Annotated in this window: 14 protein-coding genes; 7 read left to right on the top strand and 7 right to left on the bottom strand. The window is 52.5% G+C overall.

Annotated features, from left to right (window positions below; all coding sequences use genetic code 11):
• Positions 1-144 precede the first annotated feature (144 nt).
• Positions 145-1,290: an alanine dehydrogenase gene (ald, locus tag ACXAFI_RS13760; protein ID WP_152452266.1), complete on the bottom strand. Its 1,146-nt coding sequence runs from the start codon at positions 1,288-1,290 to the stop codon at positions 145-147.
• A gap of 197 nt (positions 1,291-1,487) precedes the next feature.
• On the opposite strand from ald, the gene ACXAFI_RS13765 reads away from it, so the two are divergent.
• Entirely contained in the window at positions 1,488-1,973 is a 486-nt protein-coding gene (locus tag ACXAFI_RS13765) for an Lrp/AsnC ligand binding domain-containing protein (protein ID WP_152452263.1), read from the top strand.
• A 72-nt stretch (positions 1,974-2,045) separates the two neighbouring features.
• Here ACXAFI_RS13765 and ACXAFI_RS13770 read toward each other — a convergent pair whose 3' ends face one another.
• The 3 genes from ACXAFI_RS13770 to putP form a co-directional block, all read right to left on the bottom strand.
• Entirely contained in the window at positions 2,046-2,510 is a 465-nt protein-coding gene (locus ACXAFI_RS13770; protein ID WP_152452261.1) for an Mpo1 family 2-hydroxy fatty acid dioxygenase, read from the bottom strand.
• Positions 2,511-2,614: 104 nt separating this feature from the next.
• Complete coding sequence (locus ACXAFI_RS13775) at positions 2,615-3,127, bottom strand: O-acetyl-ADP-ribose deacetylase (protein ID WP_475109270.1); 513 nt, start codon at positions 3,125-3,127, stop codon at positions 2,615-2,617.
• Between the two features lie 145 nt (positions 3,128-3,272).
• A complete protein-coding gene (gene putP, locus ACXAFI_RS13780) occupies positions 3,273-4,739 on the bottom strand; it encodes a sodium/proline symporter PutP (protein WP_475109271.1) in 1,467 nt (488 codons plus the stop codon).
• Positions 4,740-4,944: 205 nt separating this feature from the next.
• On the opposite strand from putP, the gene ACXAFI_RS13785 reads away from it, so the two are divergent.
• Positions 4,945-5,550, top strand: a complete 606-nt coding sequence (locus ACXAFI_RS13785) for a hypothetical protein (RefSeq protein WP_444921394.1) — start codon at positions 4,945-4,947, stop codon at positions 5,548-5,550.
• On the opposite strand, the gene ttcA is transcribed toward ACXAFI_RS13785, so the two are convergent.
• Positions 5,435-6,352 (bottom strand): tRNA 2-thiocytidine(32) synthetase TtcA, encoded by a 918-nt coding sequence (gene ttcA / locus ACXAFI_RS13790; RefSeq protein WP_152452255.1) that lies wholly within the window; start codon positions 6,350-6,352, stop codon positions 5,435-5,437. The genes ACXAFI_RS13785 and ttcA overlap by 116 nt on opposite strands.
• Positions 6,353-6,467: 115 nt before the next feature.
• Positions 6,468-7,136, bottom strand: a complete 669-nt coding sequence (locus ACXAFI_RS13795) for an arylesterase (protein ID WP_475109272.1) — start codon at positions 7,134-7,136, stop codon at positions 6,468-6,470.
• Between the two features lie 44 nt (positions 7,137-7,180).
• On the opposite strand from ACXAFI_RS13795, the gene ACXAFI_RS13800 reads away from it, so the two are divergent.
• The 4 genes from ACXAFI_RS13800 to ACXAFI_RS13815 all read left to right on the top strand — a co-directional run bounded on the left by ACXAFI_RS13800 (position 7,181) and on the right by ACXAFI_RS13815 (position 12,497).
• The gene (locus ACXAFI_RS13800; protein ID WP_475109273.1) at positions 7,181-7,903 is read left to right on the top strand and encodes an ABC transporter ATP-binding protein; all 723 of its coding nucleotides are present in this window, start codon (positions 7,181-7,183) and stop codon (positions 7,901-7,903) included.
• Positions 7,903-10,353: an ABC transporter permease gene (locus tag ACXAFI_RS13805; protein WP_475109274.1), complete on the top strand. Its 2,451-nt coding sequence runs from the start codon at positions 7,903-7,905 to the stop codon at positions 10,351-10,353. Before ACXAFI_RS13800 ends, ACXAFI_RS13805 begins: the two co-directional genes overlap by 1 nt.
• A 55-nt stretch (positions 10,354-10,408) precedes the next feature.
• Positions 10,409-11,680 (top strand): adenosylmethionine--8-amino-7-oxononanoate transaminase, encoded by a 1,272-nt coding sequence (gene bioA / locus ACXAFI_RS13810; protein WP_475109275.1) that lies wholly within the window; start codon positions 10,409-10,411, stop codon positions 11,678-11,680.
• A 406-nt stretch (positions 11,681-12,086) separates the two neighbouring features.
• The gene (locus ACXAFI_RS13815) at positions 12,087-12,497 is read left to right on the top strand and encodes a DUF6746 family protein (protein WP_475109276.1); all 411 of its coding nucleotides are present in this window, start codon (positions 12,087-12,089) and stop codon (positions 12,495-12,497) included.
• A 152-nt stretch (positions 12,498-12,649) separates the two neighbouring features.
• Here the strand turns inward: ACXAFI_RS13815 and csrA are convergent, their stop codons facing one another.
• Entirely contained in the window at positions 12,650-12,838 is a 189-nt protein-coding gene (gene csrA, locus ACXAFI_RS13820) for a carbon storage regulator CsrA (protein WP_475109277.1), read from the bottom strand.
• A 1,114-nt stretch (positions 12,839-13,952) separates the two neighbouring features.
• Between csrA and ACXAFI_RS13825 the strand changes: the two genes are divergently transcribed.
• Positions 13,953-14,513, top strand: a complete 561-nt coding sequence (locus ACXAFI_RS13825) for a hypothetical protein (RefSeq protein WP_475109278.1) — start codon at positions 13,953-13,955, stop codon at positions 14,511-14,513.
• The last annotated feature ends 2 nt before the right edge of the window (positions 14,514-14,515 follow it).

The raw sequence follows: 14,515 nt of genomic DNA on the forward strand, positions 1-14,515 counted from the left end.
GTACAAACGCGGCTACAATGGTGACAGAGGCCACCAGGTCTCACAGAGAGGAACGCCAAAGAGCGCTCCGGGGAAAATTCCCTTCAAAACAAGCGCGTTACCGCTTTCTTGTTCAATAAGCAGCTGCATAGCAGCCGCAAATTATTAAGCTACAGCGCCTTCAGCCTCGGCAACTTTTTGCAAAGCCAGCTTGGGATCAACAAACTCATAACCCAATACATCGGCAACTGCCTTGTAAGTCACCATACCGGCGTGGACATTCAGACCTTCCAGCAAATTGGCATCATCCAACAATGCCTGCTTGGCACCTTTATTGGCCAATGCTACAGCGTAAGGCAGGGTAGCGTTGTTCAGAGCCATGGTAGAGGTGCGCGCTACACCACCGGGCATATTGGCAACACAGTAGTGCACCACACCGTCAACAACGTAAGTGGGCTCCTGGTGAGTGGTCGCTTTGGAGGTTTCGAAACAACCGCCTTGGTCAATAGCCACGTCCACAACCACAGCACCTTTCTTCATGCGGCTGATGATATCGCGAGTCAACAGCTTCGGAGCTGCAGCGCCAGGAATCAGAACTGCACCTACGACCAAATCCGCATCCAAAGCGTGCTTTTCAATCGCATCGTTAGTGGAGTATTCAGTACGCACAGCGCCGCCGAAGATATCATCCAGTTGACGCAGGCGCGGCAGGGAGCGATCCAGAATGGTGACATCGGCACCCATGCCCAGCGCCATCTTGGCCGCATTGGTACCAACCACACCGCCACCGATAATCAGCACCTTGGCAGGAGCTACACCGGGAACGCCGCCAAGCAATACACCCAGGCCACCCTGAGCTTTCTCCAGGTGGTGCGCACCGCACTGTACGGACATACGGCCGGCAACTTCAGACATCGGCGCCAATAGTGGCAGGCCGCCGAAACGGTCGGTCACGGTTTCATAAGCAATGCAGGTAGCACCGGATTTAACCAGGAGCTCGGTCTGCTTGGGATCTGGAGCCAGGTGCAGGTAAGTGTAAAGAACCTGTCCGGGGCGCAGCATTTCGCACTCGTGAGGCTGGGGCTCTTTTACCTTGACGATCATGTCAGCGGTGGCAAAAATTTCTTCCGGAGTATCGATGATCTTGGCTCCGGCTTGCTCGTACATTTCGTCGGTAAAGCCGATAGCGGTACCGCCATCTTTCTGTACGATTACCTGATGGCCATGGCCGATCAGTTCGCGAACACTCGACGGCGTCAGGCCAATGCGGTACTCGTGGTTTTTGATCTCTTTCGGGACGCCAATCAACATTTTCTGCTCCTTAATCTCTGCGTTTGGCGTAGTCTCTTCAACGAATTAGAGCCACACCTAATTTCTGCGTTTTCCCCAGTATAGGGCCATTTTAAAAGTGGATTTCTACAAGAGTTTTTATCAAACTAGTGGAATCAACTAGCCGCACTCGTATCAAGACCATTTTTTGAGCTGATCGCTCGCAAAGGAGACAAGGTATGCGCAAGCGCGCGGGAGAGCTGAATACCGTGGACCGCAATATCTTGCGGGTCCTGCAGAAAAATGGCCGCACCAGCTATGCAGAACTGGCCCGTCAGGTGGGATTGACTGCAACCCCCTGTGTCGAGCGGGTGAAACGACTGGAAAACGACGGGGTTATCCAGGGCTATACCGCATTGATCAATCCAGAATTCCTCGACGCTGCCCTGGTGGTATTTGTGCAGATTCGCCTAAACCGTTCCGCCCAGGATGCCTTCGAGGAGTTTCGCAATGCCGTGGCGGCACTACCGGAAGTACAGGAGTGCTATCTGGTTTCAGGCAATTTCGATTATCTGATCAAGGCCCGAGTTGCCGATATGAGTGCCTACCGCAAGTTTTATGGCGAAACGCTTTTGACTCTACCGGAGGTACAGGAGTGCACCAGCTACGTAGTGATGGAGGAAGTGAAAGAAACTTTAGAGGTGCCGGTCCATTACAACCGCTAGCCCAATTTGAGGAGTGAGATCACAAGAGAGGCGACTGGTCCACCGCCCCTCTTTTGTTATCAAGAAACGGAGTCAGTACTGAATACCCAGCTTGCGATAGATAAAGCCAATCACCCAAGCGGGGCCTATCAATAAGAATTGAACGTCTTTAAAGAACGAAGGTTTTTTCCCTTCGATGTGATGACCGATAAACTGAAAAACCCACATCACCACAAACAGCCCTAGCGCCGTCTGCCACACGGGAACCCCCAGCCGCTCAACCACAGACCAGGCCCATAAACACACCACGGTCAACGCCGTCATCCCCAGGCCAATGGAGAAAGACAGGGCAAAATAGAACAACATCACGGGTACCGTAATCACCACTGCCCAATTCAACCAGGGAATTGCGGCCATGAACTGCGGTTGTGGGATATCCCATAGGAGACCGGCAACGGTGGCATAAATCACCGGCACCGCAATCCAGTGAATGGACTTGTTGATGGGGTTCTGATGGCTTTCACCGTATTCGGCAAACCACTGCTGGGCACTGCGCATGACAATCTCCTTTTCTTATTTTTTATTGCCAGTTACTTATCTTGCTTAACACTCGCAGCGCAATCAATGGCCGAATGAATCAGGCCAATGCGCAAAGTCACCAGTTAACGCCGCACATAGGCATCCAGCTGGGTGTGATAGAGCTCAGCCATTTCCTCGTCAAAACAACAAAAGACGATACTCAGCGGCGCCCCCTCTTTCTCCAGGTGGTGCTGTACCTGCTCCACAGCAATTTCCGTTGCCAACCTGGGAGGGTAATCGTAAACACCACAGCTAATTGCCGGGAAGGCAATAGAGCGCATACTCTCCCGCCGTGCCAGAGTCAGGCACTGACGATAGCAGCTCGACAGCAACTCCGGCTCACCCAGGCGGCCGCCACGCCAGACCGGGCCGACAGTGTGATAAATACGTTTGACGGGGATCGAGAAAGCACTGGTAGCGCGGACCTCACCAACCGGGCATCCGCCGATACTTCGACATGCCTCCAGTAACTCAGGGCCCGCAGCGCGGTGAATGGCTCCGTCCACACCACCGCCGCCAAGCAGGCGGGTATTGGCGGCGTTGACGATGACATCGACGTTCAATCGTGTGATATCACCGAGATGAACTTTGATCACTCAGTATCTCCAACCGCTATTTGAATAATCGCTGCGGATGGAAATCCTTTTCGCTTCACAACAGTCGCGCCCACAATGGGGCGCGCCCTTCGCGCTGCAGACAAGTCGCTGGGCTCATCGACACAGAACCCTGCAGCCCCCAGGCTTATCCCAACAGCTTTTTATGTTGAGAAGCCACGGTTTCCGGACATTTCGTCAACGCGCTAACTATGACGATAGCAGTTGCTGAGAAAATGAAACCAGGCAACAACTCATAGATATCAAAGATTCCCCCAGAGAGCTGTTCCCAAACCACTACGGTGATCCCACCCACGATTACCCCGGCAATGGCTCCGCTACCTGTCATACGTGACCAATAAAGGCTGATCAGCAGAGCGGGGCCGAAAGCAGCACCCAGACCAGCCCAGGCATAGCTCACCACATCCAGAACCTTGGAATTCGGGTCCATAGCAATCCATACAGCAATCAGGGAAAGGCCAACCACAGCCCAGCGCCCAACTTTCACCATGGCTTCCGGGCTGGTCTTGCGACCAAACCAGACATGATAGATATCTTCTGCCAGTGCAGCTGAAGAGACTAATAACTGAGAATCTGCGGTGCTCATAATGGCAGAGAGAATCGCCGCCAGCAGTACGCCGGCAACAACCGGGTGGAACAGCACTTGAACCAGTTCCATAAAGACAGTCTCACCATCAGGCAACCCCTGCTGCATCTGCAGATGGGCAAACAGACCCACCGCCATAGCGCCGAGAAAACCAATCAAAGACCACACTGCCGCAACTGTCGCCGCTGCGGGCACATCATCTGGGCTGCGCACCGCCATAAAACGAGCCAGGATATGGGGCTGCCCAAAGTAACCCAGTCCCCAGGCCAGGGAGCTGAGAATGGCCACTAAGCCCAATGTCTGGCCGCTGCCATCCGTGAGCCAATGCGTTAATTGCAGTTGCTGCGCTTGCAATTGGGCCCAACTGGCGGAGAAACCGCCCTGGTCTGAAATCACAACCAGTGGTACGGCAATCAGAGCAGCACTCATTAATAAGCCCTGGAACACATCGGTCCAGGATACCGCCAGGAAACCACCGAACAGGGTGTAGGAAATTACTGCGATGGCACCGACAATCACCGCCCAGTGGTAGTCCCAACCGAATACGGTTTCGAATAACTTGCCGCCGGCAATCAGGCCCGAAGCCACATAGAAGAGAAAGAACAACAAAATAAAGATCGCACACACCGTCCGCAGGTAGGGATGGCCCATTTTGAAACGGCGGTCCAGGTAAGCGGGCACCGTGAGGGAGTCATCAAGCTCATAGGTATAAATGCGCAGGCGGCGCGCCATGCTTACCCAGCTCAGCAGGATACCGGAAAAAAGCCCGATAGCGATCCAACCGGCAGAGAGACCCGCAGCATAGGCGGCCCCGGGCAACCCAAGTAACAACCAGCCACTCATATCCGAAGCGCCGGCCGATAGCGCGGCAACCGCAGGAGGCAATGAACGCCCACCGAGAAAATAATCACTGGCATTTTTGGTACGCAAATAAGCGTAAACGCCAATCACCAGGATAAGGGCCAGGTAGGCAATAAAAGTCAGGGCAACGAGCCACTCTGCGGACATAGGAATTCCTTCTGCTCAAAACGGAGTGGCACCGAAAGAAGGCAATAGCTGTGACGCCCTGCTCGCTTTTTGAGCGAAATGCGCTACAGAACCGGAGCCACTTCAAAAATAATTATGTTTATTGCGCGTAAATCTACTTAACAGCTGGCGTCAACTCAATCCACAAACTAAATATTCAGAACAACCACAGAAAAAAGAAAATACTATGGGAATCTGTCTGGACGAACTGCGCCTCCAGGTTATCCGCCCAACCCTCAAGCACTTGAGAGCCTGGAGCCAGGGCATGGAAAACCTTTTGCTGGGCACTGCCGCGCAGGAATCTCAGCTGGGCTTCCACCTTAAACAAGGGCGGCGCCACGGGCTTGGGATTTATCAAATTCAGCCCCACACTCACCGTGAAATCTGGGACGACTACCTGATTAATCACCCCGCACTGGCCTCAAAAATTCGGGGCCTCGCCAGCCAGCGGGATTTTCTCGATCACCCCCACAGTGAACTGACCACCAACCTGCGCTACGCCACGGCCATAGCCTGGCTGGTGTATCGCTCAGCCGAGGTGCATAAAATCCCCGAATCAGATACCTGCGATGTGACCAAAATGGCGCGGTTGTGGCATCAATACTTCCATCACGGACCCAGTGCCACTACGCAGGACTTTGAATGCAGTTACGCCCAACTGGTAAGCGGCGCCGACCCTACAAATTCAGCGCCGAGATATACTGGGGCTCAGCCTCCTGCGCATCATCCGGCTCCCAAGAGTTCACCTGGCGCTGAATTAAATGGTCAGGGCGCTCGGCAGCCGACGGCGTAGAGCGATCCAACTCCAGACTTTCGAAATCGTAGAGATCCCTGTCCGCCAGTTGCGACGGGGATATACGTGTTAATGCGGCAAAGATATTTTCACTGCGCCCTGGGAATTTATTGTCCCACTCCCGCAACATCTGCTTGATGGCCTGGCGCTGCAGATTCTCCTGACTACCGCACAAGTTACAGGGAATGATGGGGAATTCCTTGAACTCCGCGTAACGGGCAATATCCTCTTCTCGGCAGTAAGCCAGCGGGCGAATCACAATATTGCGCCCGTCATCTGCACGCAGCTTGGGCGGCATCGCCTTGAGGCGGCCACCGTAAAACATATTCAGGAACAGGGTCTCGACGATATCGTCTTTATGATGGCCAAGAGCCACCTTGGTGGCACCAATCTCCTCGGCAAAACCATAGAGGGTACCGCGACGCAATCGTGAACAAAGGCTACAGGTGGTCTTGCCTTCAGGCACCACTTCCTGCACCACCGAATAGGTATCTTTCTCTACGATATGGTGTGGCACGCCGAGGGAGCGAAGATATTCCGGCAGGATATGTTCAGGGAAACCTGGCTGCTTCTGGTCCATATTCACCGCCACCAACTCAAAGTTCACCGGGGCGGTTTTTTGTAGATTCAGCAGAATATCCAGCATGGCGTAAGAATCCTTACCGCCGGATAAGCAAACCATGATTTTGTCGCCTTCTTCAATCATGTTGAAGTCGGCAATAGCGCGACCCACATGGCGGCGCAGGCGTTTCTGCAGTTTGTTGAATTCGAGTCGCTCGCGGCGATTTTCCACTTCGGACATGGTGTCTCTCTAACTATTTCGGTACCGGTGACCGGGGCTGGGGGTCACAGCCATCGCCTATCAGTGTGGAGCGAGGCTTTCATATTGCTAGGGGGCGCGATTGTACGCATTTCGATCACGGAGTACACGACTCCCCATCCGACTTTTCCGCTAACAGGAACTCGACACAGGGCCAAACATGCTCCAGTAATGCCGGCTGTGCCTTGGCGGTTGGGTGTATACCATCGGATTGCATGGCGCCGTCTTCAAGCGCGACGGTTTCCAGGAAGAAGGGCACCAATCCAACCTGTTCGGACTTGGCCACTTTGGGGTAAACAGCGGCAAAGGCATTGGTATAAGCGCGGCCGTAGTTGGGCGGAATACGCATGCCGAGCAGTAAAACCTCTACACCAGAGTTCTTCGCCAGCTTCACCATCTCCATCAGATTGCGCTGCAATGACTGAGGAGGGTAACCCCGCAGACCATCATTGCCGCCCAGCTCTACAATCAGCCAGCGCGGGTTGTGCTCCTGCATCAGGCGCGGCAGACGCGTCAATCCACCAGAAGTCGTCTCTCCACTGATACTGGCATTGACCACCCGTACTTTTTTGCCCTTTTCCTGCAAGCGCTCTTGCAGTAATTGCACCCAGCCCTGCTCTTCATTGATGCCGTAGGCAGCGCTGATACTATCTCCCAAGACCAACAAGGTATCCGCCGCACTCGCCTGGGCAGCCCCAATGGGGATAAACAGCAACAGTACCAAGCTGAATTGAGCCGCCAACTGCCGAAAAAAGGCTGTCGTCATGTCATACTCTCCAAAAAGTCGCGCATCCGTATAGGGAACACAGTATGTCCGCCATTCTTACGGCAGAAAACCTGTATCACAGAGTCTCCACCAGCGAAGGGCCATTGACCCTATTAAACAATATCTCCCTGCAACTGGCGCGCGGAGAGAGCCTGGCTGTGACCGGTGCCTCAGGTTCCGGCAAGTCCACCTTGCTCGGTCTATTAGCTGGATTGGACAAGCCCAGTGAGGGAAAAATCTGGCTGGCTGGCGAAGAAATTACCGCCATGGATGAAGAACAACGTGCGGCGGTACGCGCCCGCTGTGTGGGGTTTGTCTTCCAGACCTTCCAGCTACTACCCGGCCTCACCGCTCGCGAGAATGTCATGCTGCCCAGTGAGCTGCGCGGTGAACGCGGCGCCGCCAAACGCGCGGAGGAATTCCTGGCCAAGGTCGGGCTCGAGCACCGCCTGGGCCATTACCCGCGCCAACTCTCCGGCGGAGAGCAGCAAAGGGTCGCCATTGCCAGGGCATTCGCCAGCTTCAGTGGCGAAGACGCTATCCTATTCGCCGACGAACCCACCGGTAGCCTGGACGCCGGCAACGGCGCCAAAATCATCGATTTACTCTTTAAGCTCAATGCCGAATCCAGCACCACTCTGGTGTTGGTGACCCACGAGCAGCGCCTGGCTGAACGCTGCGCCACTCACTTGCGTATGTCGGCAGGTGCCGTGGAGTCCTACGAGCCCCTCGCCGGGGATGACAGCTTCTCGGAGGTGTCCGCCTGATGCTGCCTCTGCGACTGCTTTTCAGGGACTGGCGCGGTGGCGAGCTGGCTCTCATCGCCAGTGCCCTGGTACTGGCCGTGACCTGTGTAACCGCGATTGCCCACTTCACCGATCGCCTCACCCGCGCGATGGAGCAGCAGTCGCTTACCTTCCTGGCTGCAGAAAGAGTCCTGCGCAGCAGCCAGCCGGTCAACGCGGCTTGGCTCGATAAAGCCAAGGAACAAGGGCTGGAGCAGGGGCAAATCATCCAATTTGCCTCAATGATCTCCGCCAATGACCAGTTTCAGTTCGTCTCGGTGAAAGCCGTAGATGGTGGCTATCCCCTGGTTGGTCACCTGGAGATCCGGCGCTCGCCGGATGCCTCAAGTGAAATCGCACAACAGGGGCCTCCCCCTGGAGAAGCCTGGGTGGAATCCCGCCTCCTGCCCCTACTGGAAATTGAATTTGGCGATTCCATCGACCTGGGCGATACACAACTCAAAGTGACTGGCCTGTTGGAGCGGGAGCCGGACCGGGGTACCAGCCTATTCGACATGGGCGCTCGGGTACTGGCAAATATCGAGGACCTACCGGCCTCCGGCGTTATCCAGCCCGGCAGCCGAGTGCGCTACCGCTATCTCTTTGCCGGGGACGACCAGGCACTAAAAGAATATTTTGCCTGGCTAAAACCGCAGCTGACTGAACACCAGCGGGTGCTAGACCTACGCGAGGGCCAGCCGCGAGTGGCCTCCGCATTGAATCGCGCTGAACGCTTCTTGTTTCTCGCCGCCAGCCTCGCCGTTCTACTCGCCAGTGTTGCCGTAGGGCTTGCCGCACGCCGTTATGGGCTAAGACATACCGCCTATGTAGCGGTGATGAAAAGCCTTGGTGCTGGGCGCAACAAGGTGCTCGCCATTTACCTGGGCCAGCTGGCCGCTCTCACACTGATCGCCACCGGCCTTGGCTTAGCCCTGGGCAGCTTTATTCAGGCCCAGGCGGTCAATCTGATGGCCGGTTTCTTCCCGGTAGCACCACCCGCCAGCCACTGGAGCCCCCTGCTTGTGGGCCTCGCTACCGGTTTGGCCTGCGCATTGGGTTTTGCCCTGCCCCCCTTGTTTCGCCTGGCTCGTACCGATCCCATGCAAACGCTGCGCAAGGATTGGAGCAATCCCGACAGGCGCGAATGGCTGGGACTCATCCTCGGCCCCAGCGCCATGCTGCTGTTGATCTGGTGGCTGTCCGGCAGTTTGGCCATGACGCTAGCGTTGCTTGCCGGTATGGGCCTGTTGGTGGGAGGCAGCGCCCTGGTCAATCAATTGCTCGTGCGCGGAAAGCTGGCCTCTTTAGGTGGCGCCTGGCGTATCGCTCTGGGTAGTCTGCAGCGCCGCGCCGCATTCAATACGCTGTTGATTGCCGCCTTTGGTACCGGCCTGCTGGCAATGTTGTCCCTGGTCTTTGCACGCACCGCACTCATCGACGAGTGGCGTATGCAGCTGCCTGAAAAAGCACCCAACCACTTCCTGCTGAATATTGCTCCCACAGACGTGGATGGAATGCAGCAGATGCTGGAAAAAGAGGCAGTCAGCAGTACCGAGTTCTATCCCATGGTGCGCGGCCGCCTAATCGCCATCAATGACACCCTTACCAAGGATCTCAAGGATCGCCCCAACGGTGTGCGCCGGGAACTCAACCTGAGTTGGACCGAAAACCTGGCACCGGATAACCGTATCCTCGAAGGCGAGTGGTGGGACAAAACCAGTAAAGGGGTCTCTGTTGAGGTGGAGCTGGCCGCCCAGCTCAACCTGGCTCTTGGTGACAAACTGCGCTTTTCCATCGGCGGACTGGAAGTGGAAGCCCCTGTAGCCAGCTTCCGTTCCCTGGATTGGAACAGCATGCGCCCGAATTTTTATATGTTGTTTGCCCCAGGCACCCTGGAGGACTTTCCCGCCACCTATATCACCAGCTTCTATCTTCCCCCAGAGGACAAGCTGTTAGTTAACGACCTGGTACGCAGCTACCCCAGTGTCAGCGTGATAGAGCTGGATAAAATCATCCTGCGTATTCGCGACACCATCGACCAAGTGTCTTTCGCTATCGAATCCGTTATGGCGCTGATGCTCGTCGCCGGAGTACTGGTATTGATTGCTGGGGTGCGAGCCAGCATCGCCGAGCGTTTGCAGGAGGCGGCGATTATCCGCACACTTGGCGGACGCAGACGCCTACTGCTCAAAAGCCTGATGCTGGAATTTGGGTTACTCGGCTGTGCCGCTGGATTACTCGCCGCCATCGGCGCCGAAGCCACCCTAATCGTGCTTTCGCAGCGGGTGTTCGAGCTGCCCCTGGTGCTGCACCCCACCCTGTGGCTACTGGGCCCATTGGTTGGCGCCTTTTTGGTTGGCGTTGCCGGTACCTTGGCCTGCTACAGCTCCGTGAGCCAGCCTCCACTGAAAGTGCTGCGGGAATTGGCCTGATTGCAATACATTGGCCTGAATGTTGGCCGCACATAAAAAGAGATGTAGCTGTTTTATGGACCTGGAATTCGACCGCAAACATATCTGGCACCCCTACTCCTCGCTAATCAACCCGCCGCCGGTTTATCCGGTGGCCAGGGCTGAAGGGGTTCGAATTTTCCTGGAAGATGGCCGCGGCCTGATCGATGGCATGTCCTCCTGGTGGAGCGCCCTGCATGGCTACAATGTGCCCGAGCTGAATCAGGCCATGCGCGATCAAATGGAGAAGATGTCCCATGTGATGTTTGGCGGCCTCACCCATGAACCAGCCATTGAATTGTGCAAAAAGCTGGTGGAGATCACCCCACCGGGATTGAATCGGGTTTTCCTGGCCGATTCCGGCTCAGTGTCTGTAGAAGTCGCCATCAAAATGGCCCTGCAATTTTGGCACTCCCAGGGCAAACCGGGTAAAAGTAAATTGCTGGCCCTTCGCAATGGCTACCATGGCGATACCTTTGGGGCCATGGCCACCTGTGATCCCGTTACCGGCATGCACCACCTGTTTGCCGGGCAATTGAGCCAACACCTATTTGCCCCCGCCCCGCAAACCCCTTTCGGCGAAACCTGCCCCGATGAAGATATCCGTGAACTGGAACAACTGATTGCGCAAAACAGCGCGCAATTGGCTGCGGTAATTCTCGAACCCATAGTGCAGGGTGCCGGCGGTATGCGCTTTTACTCCGCAGATTATCTGCGCCGGGTACGAGCACTCTGTGACGAATATGACCTGCTGCTGATTGCCGATGAAATCGCCACCGGCTTTGGCCGCAGTGGCAAAATGTTCGCCTGCGACCACGCTGCGATCACCCCGGACATTCTCACCCTCGGCAAGGCCCTCACCGGCGGCACCATGACTTTAGCGGCCGCGCTGTGTAGCGACCGGATTGCCGAAGGCATTTGCAATGGCGAGGCCGGAGTCTTTATGCACGGCCCCACTTTTATGGGGAATCCGTTGGCTTGTGCCGTCGCCGATGCCAGTATTCAACTGCTACTCAGCGGACCCTGGCAGGAACGAGTAACAGCAATCGAGCAACAGCTGACCGAACAGCTCGCCCCATTAAAATCCGCACCGGGTGTCGCCGATGTTCGAGCCCTTGGAGCGATTGGAGTGGTGGAAATGCGCGAGCCGGTAAATATGGCCAAGGTACAGGAAGCTTTAATCGAACGCGGCGTTTGGCTGCGCCCCTTCGGCAAGCTGGTCTACGCCATGCCACCCTATGTGATTTCTAAAGAAGACCTCAGCCAATTAACTTCGGCGATGGTTGATGTACTGGGGGAGGTTTCCTAGCCTCCGTACCAATTAATTTGTGAAGCCGGTCTCAATAATACCGGTTTAAGCGGCTCCTCCTGTAAATAACCTTCTCTTTGCTACCGCGAATAGAGGATTAACAGATCGAACTCCATACCACGGGGGTCGCCTCCTCTTGGCTAAAGACCTCCGTTGGCCACTCCCCCACTCGCCATTCTCAGATGCCATTTACTTAACCTGTACAAGCTTCGATCAGCCAGATCGCAATTTCAGCCAGAAATGTTTTGAGGCCACAAAAATTCCTGTATCATAAATGTTAATGATAGTTATCCTCATTTACGATAACGATCAAAGTGACCAAAATGATCACTGTTAAATGTTAGGCATTCACCTCGCCCGATTAATGCCTTACCAACCCTTAAAGTTTGGGCGTCAGAGAGGAAAAATGAGAACTTTAATTGCATTACTTTTTGCGGTTACTTTTGCCACCACTGCTCAAGCTAGCGATGCTTCTGGAGAAAAGCCCATTCAGCACCTCAAAGTAGCGGATGTTACTTCGATGAAGGATGCCAAGAAGATTTTCATTGAGAAAACCGCAGAAATTAAAAGCAAGCAAAAGCTGGATGCTGCTGAGCTTCACCAGATACATGTCATCACCTACACGCTAGAGAAAAGTGTTGAGTTTTTCGCTGAGAACCTGAAAGGTGAGAGGCAAGAGCTTGCAAAAGAGATTGCCGTTGTGGTGGAGAATATTCATCTTAACTCCGAAAACAACCGCACCGAGAAGACTGAGAAAGATCTGAAGGAATACTTTAAATTAGCAGACAAATTTGCTGCTGGATTTAAACATCACTAATAAAGATCATTCCCGAGCTTAACCAGCGGCTCTATTCGCAGCGAGAGGCTCGTCTGGATCGATTGAAAATTAAAGCGCTAACTATCAGTAGTTAGCGCTTTAATGATAACACCACAGGTTCATCGCTAGACGCCATCATCTCGATCAAATTCTCAGCGATTCCCATTGTCCATATTTCCTTCCCTTTTGATCCGCCTATAAATCTCCTCGCGGTGTACGGGCAAGGATTTAGGGGCAAGTATTCCTATCCTCACCTGATTACCCTTAACTTCCAATACAGTGATTGAAACGTTCGCTCCAATCCATAAGTTTTCGCCTGTACGGCGCTTTAAGATCAACATATTTGTTTCCTACTGATACTCGAACCATAGATAGACCTTCCACAATTGGGAAGTTTGGACAGAAATGATTTGAGTAAATGTGAGGAGGTGCGCGAGAACGGTAGGCATAGAAAAAGAAAAGGCAGACGCAACGCCCCCAGGGCTTAGGGAATCTCTCCAAGCCGCTGATTGTGCTCCACTTTATTGAAGACGAGCGGGTTTCTAGCGTACTATGCATATAGCCATCTTGATACTTTACCTATCAATTTGGTTAGCTGGCCCCAGGTGTTCCAGCACCTTGGGTCAGCGCCTTTTACTTACTTTTACTTCACGCTACCGTTCTCCTTTGAGGGGATGGTCTTTAGAAAATTCTTGGGTTCTTGATTCTCTCGACTCTCTTGAACCGAGCTGCTTTGATTGTTGCCTTTAGATGGCTTCTAAATCGCGGCCAAACTACCAATAAATATCTATCGATTTTACGTGGCCTTGACACTAAAACAATCCTAATAAAATCTAATAAGATTATTTTTGTGCCTATATTTTTCACAAATTGAGATATGTTGATGGGCAATATAATTGCAAAGGCTTTTGAATACACTGACTAGAGTCTGAAGAGAGCCCTCAATGAAGAAAATTGCATCCAATTTATAAAGAGTGAGCGAAGACAGCTTTGGACGATACCTAAAATCCAAATACTCTTTATCAAACATCCGCTTAGTTTTGGTTTTGCCGTAGCAGCTTTAAGCGTTTATCGAGTGAAGAAAAGTAACTCTTACAGGGAGGCGGTGTGCCCCCACCTACCTCGATACCTTCCCCCAAACTATCGCGAGTTGACAAATGTTAGTAAGCGCTAGCTTGAGGGAGGGAGCAAGATCAATTCGACTGTCATATTGGAGAACAAGAATTTATACCTAAAAATTTCTTTTAAATCAATAAGTTACAGGGCGCTCCTGAATTTAAGGATAGAGGTCAAGTGATCACTTTAATAGTTTGTACGATCGTATGAGATTACTTTTAGCGTCTGATTTAAAATAAAAACTTTTGCTTTGGCGTAGAAATTGATTCTAAGATAATAATCATGATAATAGTGACCACAATGGTTGCCACATAAAGGTTATTTTGTCAAGGAAGTAATGTGCAGCATCAAACAGATTATTTAGTTACTGCAATACAAGATATTCAATCCACTATAAGAGCAATTGATATAAAAATTGGCTTTCTTTTTGTAGTGATTTTTTATCCTGTATTAAATCTTAAGCTTGTTTTTGAGTCGGGTAAATCTTTAGCATCCCAGAACTGTTTTTATCTATTTTTGTGCATAGTAGTTTTCATTGTTTGGCTAATATCTTTATACACCTTATTCAAGTCAATTTCATCTATATCAAATCCAAAAAATATGATAAGCGGAGAAATTCCAGACTCAAAATTTCACAACGGAAATTTATACGATCTTGGAGTGATTGATATTTTCTTTAACTTTCCAATAAAATCTAAAATTGACTTTAACAACCTTTCCGAAAATTACCCAAGCAAGCAAGCAGATTTAAATCGAGAGCTAATATTTGAACAAGCCAAATTAATCTACATAAGAGAAATTAAAATAAAACGCTCTAGCGCCTGCATAAAGCTAACGTTTCTATGGATCGTATTGGGATTAACATGCTGGCTATTGATGTTTTTTAAGATAGGTTTTTAAAA

It is taken from the genome of Microbulbifer sp. ABH2_005, assembly GCF_056160005.1.

Bases quoted from the DNA above. Each gene is read 5' to 3' on its own strand.
- ACXAFI_RS13785 (WP_444921394.1), top strand. From the start codon at position 4,945: ATGGGAATCTGTCTGGACGAACTGCGCCTCCAGGTTATCCGCCCAACC.
- putP (WP_475109271.1), bottom strand. From the start codon at position 4,739: ATGTCCGCAGAGTGGCTCGTTGCCCTGACTTTTATTGCCTACCTGGCC.
- ACXAFI_RS13805 (WP_475109274.1), top strand. From the start codon at position 7,903: ATGCTGCCTCTGCGACTGCTTTTCAGGGACTGGCGCGGTGGCGAGCTG.
- ACXAFI_RS13795 (WP_475109272.1), bottom strand. From the start codon at position 7,136: ATGACGACAGCCTTTTTTCGGCAGTTGGCGGCTCAATTCAGCTTGGTA.
- ACXAFI_RS13765 (WP_152452263.1), top strand. From the start codon at position 1,488: ATGCGCAAGCGCGCGGGAGAGCTGAATACCGTGGACCGCAATATCTTG.
- bioA (WP_475109275.1), top strand. From the start codon at position 10,409: ATGGACCTGGAATTCGACCGCAAACATATCTGGCACCCCTACTCCTCG.
- ttcA (WP_152452255.1), bottom strand. From the start codon at position 6,352: ATGTCCGAAGTGGAAAATCGCCGCGAGCGACTCGAATTCAACAAACTG.
- ACXAFI_RS13800 (WP_475109273.1), top strand. From the start codon at position 7,181: ATGTCCGCCATTCTTACGGCAGAAAACCTGTATCACAGAGTCTCCACC.
- ACXAFI_RS13815 (WP_475109276.1), top strand. From the start codon at position 12,087: ATGAGAACTTTAATTGCATTACTTTTTGCGGTTACTTTTGCCACCACT.
- ACXAFI_RS13770 (WP_152452261.1), bottom strand. From the start codon at position 2,510: ATGCGCAGTGCCCAGCAGTGGTTTGCCGAATACGGTGAAAGCCATCAG.
- ald (WP_152452266.1), bottom strand. From the start codon at position 1,290: ATGTTGATTGGCGTCCCGAAAGAGATCAAAAACCACGAGTACCGCATT.
- csrA (WP_475109277.1), bottom strand. From the start codon at position 12,838: ATGTTGATCTTAAAGCGCCGTACAGGCGAAAACTTATGGATTGGAGCG.